At 49.5% G+C, this 19,535-nt stretch carries 15 protein-coding genes and 1 other annotated feature; of the genes, 13 read left to right on the top strand and 2 right to left on the bottom strand.

Translation table 11 applies throughout. The annotated features are described in order from the left end of the window. Positions 1 to 79 precede the first annotated feature (79 nt). Positions 80 to 733, top strand: a complete 654-nt coding sequence (locus NSU00_RS09610) for a DUF421 domain-containing protein (protein ID WP_265115148.1) — start codon at positions 80 to 82, stop codon at positions 731 to 733. Positions 734 to 767: 34 nt separating this feature from the next. On the opposite strand, the gene spoVB is transcribed toward NSU00_RS09610, so the two are convergent. Further along, complete coding sequence (gene spoVB, locus NSU00_RS09605) at positions 768 to 2,312, bottom strand: stage V sporulation protein B (RefSeq protein ID WP_041819186.1); 1,545 nt, start codon at positions 2,310 to 2,312, stop codon at positions 768 to 770. 102 nt (positions 2,313 to 2,414) lie between these two features. Between spoVB and NSU00_RS09600 the strand changes: the two genes are divergently transcribed. The 9 genes from NSU00_RS09600 (at position 2,415) to NSU00_RS09560 (ending at position 14,100) form a co-directional block, all read left to right on the top strand. Continuing rightward, positions 2,415 to 2,735, top strand: coding sequence for a post-transcriptional regulator (locus NSU00_RS09600; protein ID WP_017552647.1), 321 nt, complete (start codon positions 2,415 to 2,417; stop codon positions 2,733 to 2,735). Positions 2,736 to 2,892: 157 nt separating this feature from the next. Continuing rightward, on the top strand, positions 2,893 to 5,157 hold the full coding sequence (gene secDF, locus NSU00_RS09595) for a protein translocase subunit SecDF (RefSeq protein WP_340702740.1): 2,265 nt from the start codon (positions 2,893 to 2,895) through the stop codon (positions 5,155 to 5,157). An 88-nt stretch (positions 5,158 to 5,245) separates the two neighbouring features. Then, positions 5,246 to 7,609, top strand: coding sequence for a single-stranded-DNA-specific exonuclease RecJ (recJ, locus tag NSU00_RS09590; RefSeq protein WP_340702739.1), 2,364 nt, complete (start codon positions 5,246 to 5,248; stop codon positions 7,607 to 7,609). Beyond that, positions 7,600 to 8,121, top strand: coding sequence for an adenine phosphoribosyltransferase (locus NSU00_RS09585; RefSeq protein ID WP_013859780.1), 522 nt, complete (start codon positions 7,600 to 7,602; stop codon positions 8,119 to 8,121). Before recJ ends, NSU00_RS09585 begins: the two co-directional genes overlap by 10 nt. A 221-nt stretch (positions 8,122 to 8,342) precedes the next feature. Further along, positions 8,343 to 10,532: a RelA/SpoT family protein gene (locus NSU00_RS09580; protein ID WP_340702738.1), complete on the top strand. Its 2,190-nt coding sequence runs from the start codon at positions 8,343 to 8,345 to the stop codon at positions 10,530 to 10,532. Positions 10,533 to 10,545: 13 nt separating this feature from the next. Further along, entirely contained in the window at positions 10,546 to 10,986 is a 441-nt protein-coding gene (gene dtd / locus NSU00_RS09575; protein WP_019720839.1) for a D-aminoacyl-tRNA deacylase, read from the top strand. 182 nt (positions 10,987 to 11,168) lie between these two features. Further along, the gene (locus NSU00_RS09570) at positions 11,169 to 11,609 is read left to right on the top strand and encodes a MarR family winged helix-turn-helix transcriptional regulator (protein WP_019720838.1); all 441 of its coding nucleotides are present in this window, start codon (positions 11,169 to 11,171) and stop codon (positions 11,607 to 11,609) included. A 7-nt stretch (positions 11,610 to 11,616) separates the two neighbouring features. Beyond that, positions 11,617 to 12,267: an HlyD family efflux transporter periplasmic adaptor subunit gene (locus NSU00_RS09565; RefSeq protein ID WP_061575629.1), complete on the top strand. Its 651-nt coding sequence runs from the start codon at positions 11,617 to 11,619 to the stop codon at positions 12,265 to 12,267. A gap of 9 nt (positions 12,268 to 12,276) precedes the next feature. Then, positions 12,277 to 14,100 carry a DHA2 family efflux MFS transporter permease subunit gene (locus NSU00_RS09560; RefSeq protein ID WP_340702737.1) on the top strand — a complete coding sequence of 608 codons (1,824 nt, stop codon included), beginning with the start codon at positions 12,277 to 12,279 and terminating at the stop codon, positions 14,098 to 14,100. A 28-nt stretch (positions 14,101 to 14,128) separates the two neighbouring features. On the opposite strand, the gene NSU00_RS09555 is transcribed toward NSU00_RS09560, so the two are convergent. After that, complete coding sequence (locus tag NSU00_RS09555; RefSeq protein ID WP_340702736.1) at positions 14,129 to 15,592, bottom strand: N-acetylmuramoyl-L-alanine amidase; 1,464 nt, start codon at positions 15,590 to 15,592, stop codon at positions 14,129 to 14,131. Positions 15,593 to 15,729: 137 nt separating this feature from the next. Between NSU00_RS09555 and NSU00_RS09550 the strand changes: the two genes are divergently transcribed. From NSU00_RS09550 to aspS, 3 genes are all read left to right on the top strand, one after another. After that, positions 15,730 to 15,906, top strand: a complete 177-nt coding sequence (locus NSU00_RS09550) for a hypothetical protein (protein WP_328194377.1) — start codon at positions 15,730 to 15,732, stop codon at positions 15,904 to 15,906. 126 nt (positions 15,907 to 16,032) lie between these two features. Beyond that, positions 16,033 to 16,255 (top strand) — a binding site (T-box leader). Between the two features lie 144 nt (positions 16,256 to 16,399). Further along, on the top strand, positions 16,400 to 17,683 hold the full coding sequence (gene hisS, locus NSU00_RS09545; protein WP_029141953.1) for a histidine--tRNA ligase: 1,284 nt from the start codon (positions 16,400 to 16,402) through the stop codon (positions 17,681 to 17,683). Further along, on the top strand, positions 17,680 to 19,452 hold the full coding sequence (aspS, locus tag NSU00_RS09540; RefSeq protein ID WP_328191910.1) for an aspartate--tRNA ligase: 1,773 nt from the start codon (positions 17,680 to 17,682) through the stop codon (positions 19,450 to 19,452). Before hisS ends, aspS begins: the two co-directional genes overlap by 4 nt. Positions 19,453 to 19,535: the final 83 nt, after the last annotated feature.

Raw genomic sequence — 19,535 nt, 5'->3', positions numbered from 1 at the left:
GGGCAAAAGATTTTTGAGAGTTATTTAAGCATGCTGCGCATACTAAATACATGATTTTGACCGAACGGGGGGATTGGCGTTGGAAAATTTATTGATTATTTTTTTTCGGACACTGCTGATGTATTTTGCCATTCTTATTATTTTCCGGTTGATGGGAAAAAGGGAGATCGGCGAACTGAGCGTTTTGGATCTTGTTGTGTTTATCATGATCGGGGAGATGGCGGTTGTTGCCATTGAAAACCACAATGAGCCCGTTGTAAATACCCTTTTGCCGATGGTTGTCCTGCTCGGCATCCAAATCGCGCTGGCGCTTTTCTCGCTCCACAGCAACCGGTTCCGCAAGCTGATTGACGGCAAGCCGAGCATTCTCATCAGTAAAGGAAAAATCGATGAAAAAGAAATGCGCAAGCAGCGTTACAATTTTGACGACCTTTTGATGCAGCTCCGTTCAAAAGATATTGACAATATTGCGGATGTGGAATTTGCGATTCTGGAAACTTCCGGGGAGCTGTCAGTGGTGAAAAAAAGCAAAAACAAAAACAAACCGGCATCCTATACGGAACCGCTCATTGTCGGAGGGAAAATCCAGCAAAACAATTTAAAGAAAAGCAACAAGACCGAAGCATGGCTGCGCAGCGAGCTGCAAAAAAGAGGGTACGGGGATATCAGCCGGATTTCGTTTTGCAGTTATCAGGATGGCGAGTTTTATATTGATCTGGATGATGTGCAATAAGCCCGGCCGGAACATGCAGGGCCTATTGCTCTTTTTATAGCCATTTATTCAGGATTGGAACATACATGAGATCGGACCGGCGGATCAATTTTGTCATCACAAGCAGCAGAGCATAAACAGCCACGGTCAAACAAATGCCCGCTAAAAGCCGCAGGAAAGATGCGTCTTGCGCCATTATACCGGTGAACCACCAGTGCCCGAATGCGCCGGAAACGACCGAAACAGCCAGAAGCTTGGCCCAGTCATGGACATACAGGGTAAACTGGATTTTTTTCAAAACGGTTGCAAAATGAAGAAAGGTCACAAGCACCATTCCCGCCATGATGCCGATCGCGGCGCCGTTGATCCCGAACTCCGGTCGGGAAGCAAGGACAAAAATGGTGCCCAATTTCACGACTGCCCCGATGATGCTGTTGATCATCGCCGCTTTTGCCAGATCCATTGCCTGCAGTGCGGCCTGGAGCGGTGCCTGGCATGCTTGAAAAATAAAAAACGGCGCCATGATTTTGATAAACTGTGCCCCGTTTGCCGTCCCGTACATCGCCTGCATGAGCGGTTCCGCAAAGACATACAGGATGACAACCGAGATGCCGCCGGTTAAAAGGGAAAAACGCAATGCCTGCTGGAGCCTGTGTTCAACAAGCCTGGCATTTTTCCTTGAATTGGCTTCGCTGATCGCAGGCACAAGGGCGGTTGACAAGGAAACCGTCACAAAAGACGGCAGCATCAACAGCGGCATGGCAAAGCCGGTTAAAGAACCGTACTGTTTTGTTGCAAGATGTGAAGCGACACCGGCAAGGGCAAGGCAGTGGGAGACGACAATCGGCTCGAGGAACCAGGAGAAATTGCCGATCAGCCGGCTCCAGACGGTCGGAACCGCCACGCGCATCAGTTCGTAAAACGTGTCTTTCCCTGATTTTACGGCTTTGAAAAAATGTTTGCGGACGCGGATCTGCTTTTTCAATTTAAACATCGTAAACATATAAAGAAGGGATGACAGTTCGCCCAATATGGATGCAAACATTACGCCGGCTGCCGCATATTCAATCCCGTACGGCAGAAGCAAATTGGCAAAAAACGCAATCAGCATAATCCGCACACTTTGCTCGATGACCTGTGAGACGGCAAAAGGCTTCATGTTTTGCTTCCCCTGGAAATAGCCGCGCAATACAGCGGAAACCGCTACAATCGGGATAATTGGCGTGATGGCGGCAAGCGGGTAATAGACGCGCGGATCTGTGAATAAATGGTCAGCCAGATACGGCGCCAGTAAAATCAGCCCGGGCGTAAAAACGGCCGACAGCGAAATGGTAACCGTTAAGGAAATGACAAGGATCTTCTTGATTTTTACCCTGTCTCCGACCGCGTCTGCTTCGGCAATGCATTTCGAGATCGCGACCGGCAGCCCGAGCTGGGTTACCGTAATGACGAGCATTAAGGTCGGGAAAGCCATCTGATGGAGCCCGACGCCCGTTTCCCCGAGCGACCGGGCAATGACAATCCGGTTGATAAATCCAAGCACCCTTGTTACAAAACCTGCGGCGAGCAATATAATCGTTCCCCTTAAAAACTTGGACATTCTGTTAACCTGCCTTCTCAAATCTGCAATTTTCCTATACAATGATGTATATGCACGGTAATGGACAAGAATACATCAATGCTCAGGAAAGGGGCAGAACGTGTGAAGGACCGCCATCCGTATGAAAAATACTATAAAAAACTTGAACCTGCGGTTAAAAGCAAGGCGGAAGAACTAGCCGTCTTCGGCTACGGGTCTTTTGAAGCAAGGGATGTCTGGGAATATTTAATCCGGAAAGTGTGGAAAAATCCGGATCCGGCGCATGTCCGCATGTATGCGCTTGTTTCCGACGTTTTAACGGTTAAGCCCGGCGATTTGATGAGTTTTAAAACCGTGGAAGCTTACCGTTCGCCAAACTGGTTTGCTGAGCTGGACGAAAAGGAGCTGGATGCGCTTTTTAACGGGGAAAGGACGGAAGAATAGGCGGGCAAATAAGCAAAACCGGGCATCCTGCTGCTGCATGCGGAATAATAAGAAAAATTGACACGCTTTTTGCCCTGCATCATAATAGAAATGATATTGCCGGAAGCATGTATTTTCGGCATGCTACATGTTTTGATTTGCTAGGAGGCTGTACATAATGGTGAAAAGGAGCCGCATCGTTGCCTTCTTTCTCATTGTCCTGCTGTTTGCGGGATTAATAGGAGGAACGACGGATAAAGTTGTGAAAAAAATTAACCTTGGCCTTGATTTACGGGGCGGGTTTGAAGTGCTTTACAAAGTGGAACCGGTCAAAAAAGGGCAGAAGATTGATAAAGCCGCGCTTGCGGATACGGCAGCCGCTTTGGACCGGCGCGTGAATGCCCTTGGCGTCAGCGAACCGCAGATCTCAGTCGAAGGCAACAACCGGATCCGCGTCCAGCTTGCCGGGGTGAAAGACCAGAACGAAGCGAGAAAGATGCTTTCGACAACCGCGAACCTAACTTTCCGTGACGTCAATGACAAAGTGATGATGGACGGGACGGACCTTGTACAGGGTAAAGCGAAACAGTCATTTGACCAGAACGGCAAACCGGATGTTGTCCTGCAGTTAAAGAGCCGGAAAAAGTTTGCCAATGTCACGAAAAAAATCCTGGCGATGGCGCCGAACAACCAGCTTGTCATTTGGATGGACTTTCAAAAAGGCGATTCCTATAAAAAAGAAGTGGCAAAGAAAAATCCGAAATTTTTGTCAAATCCGAGTGTAAATTCTGTTTTAAATACAGACCAGGTTGAAATTACCGGGAACTTTACGGTAAAAGAGGCGTCCAATCTTGCAGACCTGCTGAATGCAGGGGCGCTTCCGGTGAAGCTGCACGAAATCTATTCGACATCTGTCGGCGCGTCTTTCGGCCAGGAAGCGCTGCATGATACAATTCTTGCCGGAATAATCGGCGTTGCAGCCATTTTTCTCTTTATGATCGGCTACTACCGTTTTCCGGGTTTTATCGCATGCATTACGCTGTCCGTTTATATTTTCCTGATTTTGCTCGTTTATCGTTTAATGGGCGCGGTACTGACGCTTCCCGGGATTGCTGCGCTTGTCCTCGGGGTCGGGATGGCGGTCGACGCCAATATTATCACCTATGAGCGGATCAAAGAAGAACTGCGCGTCGGCAAAAGTGTGAAATCGGCGTTCCGGGCGGGGAACAAGTCATCGTTCGTGGCCATTTTTGATTCCAACATCACGACCATTCTTGCGGCCATCATTCTCTTTTATTTCGGGACAAGTTCAATCAGGGGATTTGCGACAACATTAATTATCAGTATTCTGCTGAGCTTTCTGACGGCTGTTTACGGTTCCAGATGGCTGCTCGGCCTCTGGGTAAACAGCAATTTCCTGAAAAAACGGCCGCACTGGTTCGGCGTGAAAAAATCGGCGATCCACGATATTGCTGAAAACGTTGATACGCATGATTTGAAAACAAAGTTTGACTGGTACGACTTTGTCAAGCACCGCAATATTTTCTTTGCGATTTCAGCTGTGCTGATCATCGGCGGGTTTATTCTCCTTTCGATTTTCAAACTGAATCTGAGCATTGATTTTTCGAGCGGGACGCGCATTGAAGTCAGTTCAAACCATGCGCTCAGCCAGCAGGAGATTCAGCGCGACCTCGACCATTTGCATTTGAAATCAGAAGATATTGTGATGCAGGGGGCCAACCGGCATCATGCCGTGATCCGGGTGAAAGGCTCGTTCAGCGACAAAGAGAAGAGCACAAAAATCAACCAGTATTTTACAGAGAAATACGGAAAGAGCCCGAGCATCAGCTCCGTTTCACCGACAGTCGGAAAAGAGCTGGCCTTAAGCGCCGTGTATTCTTTGCTGTTGGCGGCAGTCGGCATCATTATTTACGTGGCCTTCCGGTTTGAATGGAGAATGGGGGTTGCCTCCATCGTGGCGCTCTTCCATGACGTCTTTTTCATGATCGCCTTTTTCAGCATCACAAGGCTCGAGGTCGACGTCACCTTCATTGCGGCGGTCCTGACGATTGTCGGTTATTCCATCAACGATACGATTGTCACATTCGACCGGATCCGCGACAATTTAAACCGGCGGCGGAAAATTAAAACGGCGAAGGAAATCCATGATATTGTCAATGCCGGGATCCGCCAGACACTGGCCCGGTCGGTCAATACCGTTTTGACCGTGCTGATGACGTCCGTGGCTCTCGCCATTTTCGGCAGCGAATCGATCCGAAATTTCTCGATCGCGCTGATTGTCGGGTTAATTACCGGGACATACTCGTCTGTTTTCATTGCCGCACAAATCTGGTTTGTACTGAAAAAACGGCAGCTGAAAAAACACGGCTCCATTCTCATTCAAAAAGCGCGGCGCACCCGCGCGGATGAACCGCAAGTATAAGAAAAATGCAGGCGAAAAGCCTGCATTTTTTGTAATGACAGTTTTCCTCCGAAACGTTATAATAAAGTATTGTGAAAGAGGTGGGGATATGCTGCAGTCAAGAACAAGGTGGCGGGTGCCGGAAACCGATCCGGAGGCAGCCGCAACGATCTCGCAACAATTGAACGTTTCGCCACTTGTTTCAAAATTGCTTGTAAACCGCGGCATAACGGATGTTGAAGAAGCGCGGTCTTTTTTATTCCATGAAGGGGCAGAATACCATGATCCGTTTTTGCTGCATGATATGGAAAAAGCAGCCGCCCGTATCCGCGAAGCGATTAAAAGGGAAGAGCCGGTTCTCGTCTTCGGCGATTACGATGCGGACGGCGTAACGAGCACCGCGATCATGATGGCCGTTTTAAACGATCTTGGCGCCCGTGCGGAATTTTATATCCCGGACCGGTTTAAAGAAGGGTACGGGCCAAATGAGGCGGCTTTCCGGCGGGCGGCTGAAGAAGGATTCCAGCTGATCATTACCGTGGACACCGGTATTGCCGCTGTCCACGAAGCGGAAGTGGCCCGCGAACTGGGGATCCCGCTCATTATTACGGACCATCACGAACCCGGGCCGGTGTTGCCGGAAGCTTTTGCCATCGTCCATCCGAAGCATCCGGAAAGTACATACCCGTTCCGGGAACTGTCGGGCGCAGGCGTCGCTTTTAAAGTCGCCCATGCGCTGTACGGCAAAGTGCCGGAACAACTTGAAGAACTGACCGCTATCGGGACGGTCGCGGATCTTGTGCCGCTATTGGATGAAAACCGGCTGATTGCCGCAAACGGCATCAAACGGCTGAGAACAACAAAGCGGCCGGGGCTTGCGGCGCTGTGTCGGTGTGCGGATATCCGCCAGGAAGAGATTAACGAAGAAACAATCGGCTTTGTGCTCGCCCCGCGCTTAAATGCGGCCGGGCGCCTGCAACATGCGGCACCGGCAGCAGAACTGCTGATGACCGAAAACGCAGAAGAAGCCGGGATGCTCGCTGAAACGATTGACGGGCTCAATAAAGAACGGCAAAAAATCGTAAACGAGATGACAAATGAAGCAATCGAAATGGTGGAAGAAGAAGTGGAAAAGGGGGCGCGTGTCCTTGTTGTCGGGAAAGAAGGATGGAATGCCGGTGTAATCGGCATTGCCGCCTCGCGCCTTACAGAACGCTTTTACCGGCCTGCGATTGTGCTCAGCTTTGATCTGGAAACAGGGCTGGCAAAAGGATCGGCGCGCAGTATTGACGGCTTCCATATGTTTAACGAATTATCGAAATGCAGGGATATTTTGCCGCATTTTGGCGGGCATCCGATGGCGGCGGGGATGACGCTTTCTTTATCCGATGTGGATGAACTGCGGCGCCGGCTGAACGAACAGGCCGCGGCATTGCCGGATGAGATGTTTGTGCCGGTTACGAACATCAGCGCTGAAATTTCCATAGAAGAAGCCGGGATGGAAGCGATCCGCGAAATGGCATTGCTCTCGCCGTTTGGCACGGCGAATCCGAAGCCGCTTCTGTTGCTGGATGGGGCCTATTGCCCGCAAATCCGGGCGATCGGCGCAGACGGGAAACATTTGAAATTGGCGCTTTCCAAAAACGGCACAACGCTCGATGGAGTCGGCTTCGGGCTCGGAAATCTTGCCCCGCATATTTCCCCTTCTGCCTGCATATCGGTTGTCGGGGAACTGTCCATCAATGAATGGAATAATATCCGCAAGCCGCAAATGATGGTAAAGGACATCAAAATCACAAACTGGCAATTGTTTGATTTCAGGGGCAACAGGCCTTTAAAGCAATGGGTCGGGCACGTCCCGGAAGATGGCCAGGCTTTTGTTGTGTTCCAAAAAGAAACATTGCGGAAACTGTCGCTGCCGGATTTTTCCGTCCGCCTTGTGCCGGTGGCGACAATGGAAGAGGCAAGGGCATTTGACCCGGCAAATAAAAATATTGTGTTTCTTGATCTTCCGCCAGGCCCGAAGATGATGGCGGCACTGCTTGAAGGCGGTGCGCCGGCCAGGATTTATGCGTATTTTTACCATGCCGGGAACCACTTTTTCAGCACGTTTCCGACGCGCGAACATTTTAAATGGTTTTACGCTTTTCTTGCAAAAAGGAAAACGTTCAACCTGAAGCGGCACGGGGATGAGCTGGCGGCTTACCGCGGCTGGTCGAGAAATACGATCGATTTTATTTCGCAGGTGTTTTTTGAACTTGATTTTGTTACAATAAAGGATGGATTTATTTCCCTGAAAGCAGCCAAACAAAAACGCGATTTAAAGGAATCTTTTACGTATCAGAAAAAACTGGCACAATATCAAATGGAAAAGGACCTGCTGTACTCATCTTTCCATGAGCTGAAGATGTGGTTTGACCAAATGATCAAGCCTGCTGTACAGTATGAGGAGGAAACAGCAAAATGGATTTAAAACAATATATTGCACTCGTCCCCGACTGGCCTAAGAAAGGCGTGATGTTTAAGGATGTGACGCCTTTGATGAATGATGGAGAGGCGTTTAAATATGCGACGGACCAGATCGTCCAGTATGCGAAAGACAAACATATTGATCTCGTCGTCGGCCCTGAAGCGCGCGGCTTTATTATCGGCTGCCCGGTCGCATACGAACTTGGCGTCGGCTTTGCCCCGGTCCGCAAAGAAGGCAAGCTGCCGCGGGAAACGATCCGTGCGGAATATGATCTCGAATACGGGAAAGCGGTGCTCACGATCCATAAAGATGCGATCAGGCCAGGCCAGCGCGTTTTGGTTACGGACGATCTTTTGGCAACAGGCGGCACGATGGAAGCAACCATCCGGCTTGTTGAAGAACTGGGCGGGGTTGTAGCCGGCCTTGCTTTTTTAATTGAACTGAATTATTTGCACGGCCGCGATAAATTGAAGGGCTATGATATCCTCACCCTGATGGAATACGAGAATGAATAAACTGTAAGGAAATCGGCAAAATTGTCGGTTTCTTTATTTATCCTTCATCCGGATGAAATGACGGGATGGTTTTGTCTGTACCGGGAAAAACCGTCTTTTTTCGCCAAATTTCTTCCATTCTGTGTCATTTGCTTTACAATCTTCTTTTTTTTCATGATAATAATGACAATATGATATTGCAATCATCGATTCATATATTCCAGTTTAAAGGTGATTTTTTTATGGCGAATGACCGAATAATGATCGCCGAAGACGTCATTGACAGGACAAAACAATATTTAAACGACGAACATGTTGAAATGGTGCGGCATGCCTGTGCGTTCGCCAGTAAAGCGCATGAAGGCCAGAAGCGCAAATCGGGGGAGCCGTATATCATTCACCCGATTCAGGTTGCTGGGATACTGGCGGATTTGGAGATGGATCCTTCAACGGTAGCAGCAGGTTTTCTGCATGACGTTGTGGAAGATACAGATGTGACACTTGACGAACTCCGTGAAGAATTTAACGATGAAGTGGCGATGCTTGTTGACGGGGTAACGAAACTCGGGAAGATTAAGTATAAATCGCACGAAGAGCAGCAGGCGGAAAACCACCGGAAAATGTTTGTCGCGATGGCGCAGGATATCCGCGTCATTTTGATCAAACTCGCAGACCGGCTGCACAATATGCGCACATTGAAACATCTTCCCCCCGAAAAACAGCGGCGGATCGCGAATGAAACACTCGAAATTTTTGCGCCGCTCGCCCACCGCCTCGGCATTTCCGCCATCAAATGGGAGCTTGAGGACACCTCGCTCCGTTATTTAAATCCCCAGCAATACTACCGGATTGTGAATTTGATGAAGCGGAAGCGCGCCGAGCGTGAACAGTACCTGCAAAATGTCATTGAAGAAGTGAAGGAACGGCTTGCGGATATTCGCATCAAATCGGAAATTTCCGGCAGGCCGAAGCATATTTATTCAATTTACCGGAAAATGGTCCAGCAGCATAAGCAATTTAACGAAATTTATGACTTGCTTGCCGTAAGGATTATTGTGAAAAGCATCAAAGACTGTTATGCTGTGCTCGGTGTGATCCATACATGCTGGAAACCGATGCCGGGCCGGTTTAAAGACTATATTGCAATGCCAAAGCCGAACATGTACCAGTCGCTCCATACGACGGTGATCGGGCCAAAAGGCGAACCGCTTGAAGTGCAGATCCGGACGTTTGAAATGCACCGCATTGCCGAATACGGGGTTGCCGCACACTGGGCATATAAAGAAGGAAAAACGGTCAATGAGAAAACGTCTTTTGAGAAAAAATTGACGTGGTTCCGCGAAATTCTAGAATTTCAAAATGACACCAATAATGCGGAAGAATTCATGGAATCGCTGAAAATCGACCTGTTTTCCGACATGGTGTTTGTCTTTACGCCTAAAGGGGATGTCATTGAACTGCCGTCCGGGTCCGTCCCAATTGATTTTGCCTACCGGATCCACTCGGAAATCGGCAACAAGACGATCGGCGCGAAAGTCAACGGCAAAATGGTGACGCTCGATTACCAGTTAAAAACCGGCGATATTGTCGAAATCCTCACTTCAAAACACTCATACGGGCCGAGCCTCGACTGGGTGAACCTTGCCCAGACATCGCAGGCGAAAAACAAAATCCGCCAGTTTTTCAAACGCCAGCGGAAAGAAGAAAATATTGAAAAAGGCCGCGAGATGGTGGAAAAAGAAATCCGGGCGATGGAATTCGACGTAAAAGAAGTGATGGCAGCCGACAATATCAAAAGAGTTGCCGAAAAATTTAATTTTGCCAATGAAGATGATATGTATGCTGCTGTCGGGTACAACGGGATCACCGCAAGCCAAATCGCCAACCGGCTGACGGAAAAATGGCGGAAGCAGCGGGATTCCGAAGAAACGATTAAGGAGATTGTCTCCGAGCAGAAACCGGCCGCAAAGCACCGGAAAAAGGATGCAGGCGTACACGTGAAGGGCGTCGACAATTTACTGATCCGCCTTTCGAAATGTTGCAACCCGGTGCCGGGCGATGAAATTGTCGGCTTTATCACGAAAGGCAGAGGCGTTTCCGTCCACCGTGCCGACTGCCCGAACGTGCAGAACGAAGAGGCGCAAAACCGGCTTATCCCGGTCGAATGGGAGACGGATGCGGCCGACCGGAAAGAGTATAATGTCGACATTGAAATTACCGGGTACGACCGCCGCGGCCTGCTCAATGAAGTCCTGCAGGTGGTCAATGAAACGAAAACGAATATTTCAGCCGTCAGCGGGCGCACTGACCGCAACAAAATGGCTACGATTATCATGTCGATTTCCATTCAGAACATCAGCCATCTGCACCGGGTCGTGGAAAGAATTAAACATATTCCGGATATTTATTCAGTCAGAAGGATCATGAGTTAAAGGAGCCAGAAAAATGCGGGTTGTTTTGCAACGCAGCAAGGAAGCATGCGTCACTGTAGGCGGAGAAGTGGCAGGAAGCATTACAAAAGGCCTTGTCCTCCTTGTCGGCGTAACGCACGAGGATACCGAAAAAGATGCAGCCTATCTCGCCGACAAAATCGTCCATCTCCGCGTGTTTGAAGATGAACAGGGAAAAATGAACTTGTCGCTTTTGGATACCGGCGGGGACATTTTGTCGGTTTCCCAATTTACTTTATACGGCGATTGCCGGAAAGGGCGGCGCCCGAATTTTATGGCGGCGGCAAAGCCCGGACAGGCGGAAAAGCTTTACCATCTGTTTAACCGGAAGCTTGAAGAAATGGGGGTCCATGTCGAAACCGGCAGATTCGGGGAGATGATGGATGTCCGGCTGGTAAATGACGGGCCGGTTACGCTCATTTTGGAAAGCAAATAAACAGCTAAAACCCCGAAAAATCTGGGGTTTTTCTTTTTCACAAAATAAAAACGTTTCCAAAAAAGTTTTGGTGTAATATAGTTGACAATTGTACTTTGGATATGCAAAGATAGATAGCGTTAATAATTCGGATTCGAATTATTTCGCAAAGAATCATTTAAAGGTTAAAGGAAGGGGGATACATGGAGAACGGTTCATATGATTTGTTAAAATCGCTTTTCAGGCTGAATAAAGCCATTTTTCGTTTGGCCGCGAAAGACGCGGAACAGCACGGTTTAACCGCGATGCAAATGTTTGCGCTGAATGCCATCGCGCTTCATCCCAATATGCGATTAAATGAGCTGGCGGACAGCCTTTATTTAACGAACAGCACGGTCAGCGGCATTGTCGACAGGCTTGTGCAGCAGGAATTTGTTAACAGGTTATCATCCAAGGATGACCGGAGAGCCGTTGTCCTCTGTTTGACCGAAAAAGGGAGAAGCAAGCTCAAAGCGTTTATGGGCGGCAATACAGTGCTGAAACAAAAAATGGACCTGATCACAGAACGTTATGGAGCGGAGTTGGAAAATCTGTTAAGGCTTCACAACGAAATGCTGGAAATTTTAACATCTGAGGAGGAGTAAACTTTTTATGAACGCAAGGCGGATGATTTTGATCAATATTATTATTCTTGTTATTCTCGTTGGCGGCGGTTTTACCGGATATTATTTTTACAACCGCTCGGTCAGCTATGTCACAACCGATAATGCCTATATTGACGGCCAGTCGGTCACCATCGCTTCCCCTGCAACCGGCAAACTCGTTTCATGGGATGGCAAAGAAGGGAAGGCTTTTACCAAAGGGGATAAAGTCGGCACAGTTGAAGTACAAAACGGCGCCAATACGGTGAAAATGGATATTAAAGCGCCGGCGGATGGCACGATCGTGAAAAATTCCGCGGTTGCGAATACGTATGTTGCAGCCGGCACAACGCTTGCACAAAGCTATGATTTGGACAGCTTGTTTGTCACCGCTGAAGTAAAAGAAACGGATCTCAATGACGTGAAAACCGGTCAGGACGTTGACGTGTACGTGGATGCCTATCCGAACACCAGACTGACAGGAACTGTCGATTCAATCGGAAAAGCGACTGCCAGCACGTTCTCCCTGATGCCGACGGACAGAAGCTCCGGCAATTATACGAAAGAAACACAGGTCATTCCTGTTAAAGTTAAACTTGACAGCTATGGCGGGCTGGACCTGGTTCCGGGCATGAACGTGACTGTGCGCATTCATAAGTAGGTGAATCCGATGGGAAAATTTATCGCAGGTTATGTTCTTTTATCGGTCATTGTCCTTCTTGTCCTGAATCTCATATTAAGGAACAGGGGAAGGAAGAAAAAGATGGAAAGCCCGCTTCTTGACAAGCGGGTGCCGGAAATGGAAACAATGCCTGCACCGCCTGAAAAAGCGGAAACGCAGGTGTCGGCAAAAACAGATGAAGGATTGGCGGCACGGCCAGAAAAAATGGAAACGCGCCGCGCCGGAACGGACGGCGAAAAACGTCCGGCGGAAGCGCCCAGTCGAGCTGTTCCTCGGGAAGTGGAAGAAGGGCACGGCAGGGGGAAAATTGTTGCTGCCATGATGCTCGGGGCATTTGTGGCGATTTTGAACCAAACGCTTTTGAATGTCGCCATTCCGCATATTATGAACGACTTGAATGTGACGGCAAATACGGTGCAATGGCTGTCAACCGGATATATGCTTGTAAACGGGATCCTTGTTCCGGTTACGGCATTTATGATCAGTAAATGGGGCACGCGGAAAATGCTGATTACAGCCGTTTCCCTCTTTACGGCCGGATCGGTTTTTTGCGCCATTTCGACAAACTTCTCGATCCTGATGCTCGGGCGCATTGTCCAGGCTTCCGGTGCCGGGATCATCATGCCGCTGATGATGACGGTGTTCTTAACCATCTTCCCGCCGGAAAAACGCGGTAGCGCGATGGGGATGATGGGGGTTGCCATGATTTTCGCCCCGGCGATCGGCCCGACATTGTCAGGGTGGCTGGTCGGCCATTACGACTGGCACATTTTGTTCTGGATTGTCATTCCGTTCGGCGTGATTGATATATTTGTCACTTTGGCATGGATGAAAGATGTCATGAAAACGACAAACCCGAAAATCGATTTTCCGGGTATTATATTCTCCACGCTCGGTTTCGGATTTTTGCTGTACGGATTTAGTGAAGCCGGAAATGACGGCTGGAGCAGCAAACAAGTGGTTATTTCCCTGATCATTGCCGTTATCTCGCTTGTTTTGTTCGTATGGCGGGAATTAACGACGGAAAAACCGATGCTTGATTTGCGTGTATTCAAGTATGATATCTTTACTTTAACGACGATTGTCAGCATGGTGGTGAATATGGCGATGTTTGCCGGGATGATTTTGCTGCCGATTTATTTGCAAAACATCCGCGGGTTTACAGCGCTTGATTCCGGTTTGCTGATGCTGCCGGGGGCGATCATCATGGGGATTATGTCGCCGATATCCGGCTGGCTGTTTGACAAGATGGGGGCAAGGCCGCTCGCTGTCTTTGGTTTGATTATCACCGTCTGGACGACTTACGAATTTACGAAGCTGTCGATGACGACCTCCTACGGCCACTTGTTGTTCCTATATGTTTTGCGCAGCTTTGGGATGTCTTTCATTATGATGACCATCATGACAGAAGGGATGAACCAGCTGCCAATTCATATGACCAGCCATGGGACGGCTGCGGCCAACACCGCCCGTACGGTTGCCGGAAGTCTCGGAACGGCATTTCTCGTAACCGTAATGTCCACTCGTGCCGATTTCCATACGGCAAACTATGTCAATGCCTATGCAAACCTCAACCCGTATGTGTCTGAAAAAATTGCGGCCATCGGACAGGGCCTGGCCCATGCTTCCGGTCTGCCTTCCCAGTACGGACAGGTGCTTGGCTCCTATATTGTATATCAAAAATCGGTTGTGAATGCGACGATCAGCGGCATAAACGATGCCTTTTTCGTCGCGACCGGGATCGCAGCGTTTGCGTTAATTTTGTCGTTCTTTATCAAACGCGCAATGCCGCAGCCAAACATTAAAAAATAAAAAATGCCGGGGATGCCCCGGCATTTTTTTACTGAAAATAAGCTTTTAACCCGTTATAAATCCCGGCCACCGCCTTCGTTTGAAAAGATTTCTCCGCGATATGCTTTTCTTCAGCCGGGCTGCTCAAGTAACCGAGTTCAAGCAAAATGGCTGGCTGTGTATTTTCACGGATGACATGGAAATCCCCGAATTTTACGCCCCTGTCAACGGTGCCGAGCCGGCTTGTGATCTGGTTATTGACAAGCCTTGCGAAATTATAGTCCTGCGCGTGGTAATAGTACGTCGTATGCCCGCGCGTATGAGGATCTTCAGCGCTGTCAAAATGAATGCTGACAAAAGCATCGGCATGGTTTGTATTGCTGATGGCGGTTCTTTCCGGCAAGGATACGTACGTATCGCTGTTCCGGGTAAGGATGACGCGGGCGCCTGCTTTTTTCAGCTTTTCGTACAGGGCATTCGCCGTTTTCAGCGTCGCCAGTTTTTCAAGCGTGCCGTAAGCGCCGGTTGTGCCGTTATCCGTTCCGCCGTGCCCGGGATCAAGCACAATCGTCTTTCCCTTGATGCCTTTTTTTACAGTCTTATTGCTTTTTTGGGCGACATTTGCCGGAATATAGGCTGAAATGCCGCTTTCCATCCTGATTTTATACCAGCCGTCCATTTCTGAAACTACGGGAAAACGGTCCCCTGCCTTGGCGGTTCCCACCGTGTCCGAGCTGGATTGGGGCCTTTTGTAAAGGCTTGTGCCGGAATGGAGGGTCACCTCTGCTTCACTGCTGCGCTTTGCCTGGCTTTCGCGCGCCACGTAGAAGCCTGCGACCCATCCGTGCGTGCCGTCGTCCAGTTCGACTTCATACCAGCCGTGGTCGGTTCCGGTAATTTGCAGCCTCGTCCCGTATGTCACCGTTGCCACCGTTTCGCTTTGAAGCGAAGGAGACTGGCGGATATTCAGGCTGGAGGCGGCAACAATCGCGGCGCTTACATTGTTTTCCACCGTTTTCCCGGCATCCCGGTTTGTTTCCGTCTGTACATACCGGTTGTCTGCCCAGCCTGAAACATTGCCGCTTTCGATATAAACCCAGCTGCCTTCCGTCTTGGCAACCGTGACAGCGGCGTTTTTTTCAAGCGTACCAATGATTGCGGCGGACTTGTCCGGCGCTTTTCTGATGCGCAGGCGGTCAGCGGTGATTTTTCCTTGTTCTGCTTGTTTTGCGGAAGAGGTGCCTGTTTCCACAAGCCAGTCCGCAATCCAGCCCGTATTTCCCGACGGCAGGCGGATTTGAAACCAATCCCCGTCTTTTTGAAGAACCGTGTACGTGTCGTTTTCGGCTGCTTTGCCTGTGATCGGGTAGGACACTCCGGGCCCGCTGCGGATGTAGACAGCCGCATGCGTCACCGTCACCGTCCCGGCCTCTTCCGCCCTCGCATGGATCACGCCGGGTGCAATCTGAAAAAAGAGTGCCAGGAAAAACAGCCGGAAAAAAAGTTTTTTCACATCTCCACCCCTCATCCCTGTCTGGAAAATTATGCACTATTTGTTATTCGCGCTCCGTAAAAAAACTCCTTTTTTCGGGTAAGAAAAAATAAAAAAGGGAAAAATAGAAAAGATGGAACGAGAAGGAGTGAACGGCATTGAGAGCAGCGGATAAAAATATGACAGCAGGTAATGTATTTAATCAAGTTTACGGCGTCAATTTCCAGGATCCGGGAATTGACGGACAGGAAATGTTCAACGCTGAATCAGCAATCGAACCCGGCCTTTCAAAAGGGGACGTGAAACTTTTAAAAAAGAAGCTGGGGCGCTCATAATGAAAAAATCCGATCCGAAAAAAAGGCATTTTCAGGCGCTGAACGCAAACCGGGGAAAAACTTTGCCGGCAGCCTTGACAACAGCCGGTGCCACGCGTAACATAATAAAAATAGATGGTAAAATTGGCAAAACCGATGACAAAGAAGAGTAATTAAGATCCGTGTGAAAAGAGAGGAAATGTCCCGGGCTGAAAACATTTCTGCGCAACGGCTTAATGAACGAACACTTTGTAGGTTCTGTCCTGAACGGAAATCCAGTAGGGACGGGCGTTACAGGCGTTAACTGTAAAAGTGGAAGCAGACGCTTCAATTAGGGTGGCACCACGGGAATTTAACTCTCGTCCCTTGTTTACAAGACAAGGGACCGGGGGTTTTTTATTTTACATAAACATTGGCTGAGAAGGAGGATACTCGTCTTCATATTAATTTTTTTAGACATGGAGGATAAAAATGGAACCCCATCATTTTTCAGCAATAGAAGGAGGAGTACGCCATGACCGTTCAAATTCCGCGCGGCACGCAGGACATCCTGCCCGGCGAGGTGGAAAAATGGAATTATATTGAGAACACCGCAAAAAAAATATGTGAAAACTATCAGTACCGGGAAATACGGACACCGATTTTCGAATATACCGAGCTTTTCCAAAAAGGGGTCGGGGACACGACGGATATCGTCCAAAAAGAAATGTACACATTCAATGACAGGGGCGGGCGCAGCCTGACACTGCGGCCGGAGGGCACAGCGCCTGTCGTCCGTTCCTTTATCGGGCATAAAATGTTCGGAAACGCGGTCCAGCCGGTCAAATTGTATTACAACGGCCCGATGTTCCGTTATGAACGGCCGCAAGCAGGGCGCTTCCGCCAGTTTGTCCAGTTCGGCGTTGAAGCGCTCGGAAGCGAAGACCCGGCCATCGATGCCGAAGTCATTTCGCTCGCAATGGACATTTACAAACAGCTTGGTTTAAAAAATGTCAAACTTGTGATCAACAGCCTCGGCGATAAAGAAAGCCGGCTCAGGCACCGTGAAGCGCTGATTGATCATTTCAAACCGCATATCGGGGAGTTTTGCGCGGACTGCCAAAAACGTCTTGAACAAAACCCGCTGCGCATTCTTGACTGCAAAAAAGACCATGACCATCCGCTCATGAAAACAGCACCGTCTATTTTGGATTATTTAAACGATGCGTCAAAAGCCTATTTTGATAAAGTTTTGCAGTTTCTCGCAACGCTCGGCATCCCTTATGAAATTGACCCCGGGCTTGTGCGCGGCCTCGATTACTATGTGCATACGTGCTTTGAAATTATGAGCAATGCGGAAGGATTCGGCGCGATCACCACCCTTTGCGGCGGCGGGCGTTACAACGGCCTCGTGCAGGAAATGGGCGGGCCGGAAACACCGGGGATCGGGTTTGCCCTAAGCATTGAACGGCTGCTTGCGGCACTGGACGCGGAAGGCATCGAACTTCCTGCCGGCCACAGGACGGACTGCTATGTTGTCGCGATCGGCGAGGAGACGAAACCGGCTGCTTTTAAATTGCTCCAGGCATTAAGAAGGGCCGGATTCTCGGCCGACCAGGATTATTTGGGCCGCAAAGTGAAAGCACAGTTTAAAGCGGCGGACCGGGTGAAAGCCGCGTTTGTTGCGGTCATCGGCGAAGCGGAGCTGCAGGCCGGGAAAGCAAGCGTCAGAAATATGGCGACAGGCGAACAAAAAGAACTGCCGCTTGAAGGGTTTATTACAGCCTTTAAAGATATGGCAAACAGGGGGGAAGCATGATGGAAGGACGTTCTTACTATTGCGGTGATGTAACGGAACAACAAATTGGCGAAAAAGTGGTGCTGAAAGGATGGGTACAGAGAAGGCGCGACTTGGGCGGCCTCATTTTTATCGATTTGCGCGACCGCGCCGGCATCGTCCAAATTGTATTTAATACAGCGGTCTCTGAAGAAGCTTTTAAACTTGCGGAAAAAGTCAGGAACGAGTATGTGCTCGAAGTAGAGGGAAAAGTCGTCGCCCGTTCCGAAAATACGGTAAATCCGAACTTAAAAACGGGCAAAATTGAAATTCAGGCCGACCGCCTTGCGATCATCAACAATGCAAAAACCCCGCCGTTTATGATTGAAAACGAGACGGATGTGGCGGAAGACGTGCGCCTGAAATACCGTTACCTCGACTTGCGGCGCCCTGTCATGTTTGAAACCATGAAAATGCGCCATGCGATTACAAAGTCGATCAGAGGCTTTCTCGATGAAGAAGGGTTTATCGAAGTAGAAACCCCGGTTTTAACAAAAAGCACCCCGGAAGGCGCCCGTGATTATCTCGTGCCGAGCCGAGTGCACCCTGGCGAATTTTACGCCTTGCCGCAGTCGCCGCAGTTGTTTAAGCAGCTTTTGATGATATCCGGTTTTGACCGCTATTACCAGATTGCCCGCTGTTTCCGTGATGAAGACTTGCGTGCAGACAGGCAGCCGGAATTTACGCAAATTGATATTGAAACAAGTTTCATGAGCCAGGAAGACATTTTGGCCATGACGGAAAGAATGATCAAACGGCTGATGAAAGAAGTGAAAAATGTTGACATCGAAACGCCGCTGCCAAGGCTGACCTACGAAGAAGCAATGAACCGGTACGGATCGGATAAACCGGATACCCGCTTCGGCATGGAACTGGTTGATGTATCCGAAATCGTCAAAAACGCCGGTTTTAAAGTATTTGCGTCTGCCGTCACCTCGGGCGGGCAGGTAAAAGCGATCAATGCAAAAGGGGCGGCAAGCAAATATTCGAGAAAAGACATCGACGCGCTCGGCGAATTTGCCGCACGTTACGGCGCGAAAGGCCTTGCCTGGTTGAAAGCGGAAAACGAAGGGCTAAAGGGCCCGGTCGCAAAATTTTTCACAGAAGCGGAACAATCGCAAATAGCGGCCGCGACGAATGCAGAAACGGGCGATTTGCTGCTGTTTGTGGCAGATAAAAAATCAGTCGTTGCCGATGCGCTCGGGGCGCTGAGGAACAAGCTCGGCAAAGAACTCGGCCTGATTGACGAGTCGAAATTCAACTTCCTGTGGGTGACGGACTGGCCGCTTTTGGAATATGACGAAGAAGCAGGGCGTTATACGGCGGCACACCATCCGTTCACGATGCCGTTTGAAGAAGATATTGAGAAACTGGAAACCGATCCGTCAAGCGTAAAGGCGCAGGCCTATGATATTGTATTGAACGGATATGAACTCGGCGGCGGATCGCTCCGGATTTATAAACGGGATATCCAGGAAAAAATGTTCAAGGCGCTCGGCTTTTCAAAAGAGCAGGCACAGTCCCAGTTCGGCTTTTTGCTCGATGCGTTTGATTACGGCACGCCGCCGCACGGGGGCATCGCACTCGGCCTTGACCGGATTGTCATGCTCCTTGCCGGCCGCAGCAACCTGCGCGACACGATTGCATTTCCGAAGACAGCCAGCGCCAGCTGCCTGCTGACGGATGCACCGGGCGCGGTCAGCGAGGCGCAGCTGGATGAACTGCAATTGAAATTAAACGCAAAAAAATGATATAAAAACCCGGAAAAAAGGGCATGAAATTTTTTCAGCCACTTGGCGAAAAAACGCGCCCGCTGCCGCTATCCCGTACGGAC

This window comes from Weizmannia sp. FSL W8-0401, assembly GCF_038009125.1.
Taxonomy (GTDB): Bacteria; Bacillota; Bacilli; order Bacillales; family Bacillaceae_C; genus Weizmannia; species Weizmannia coagulans.
The sequence above is the reverse complement of the archived record's forward strand: the minus strand, read 5'-3'. Positions and strand labels throughout refer to the sequence as shown.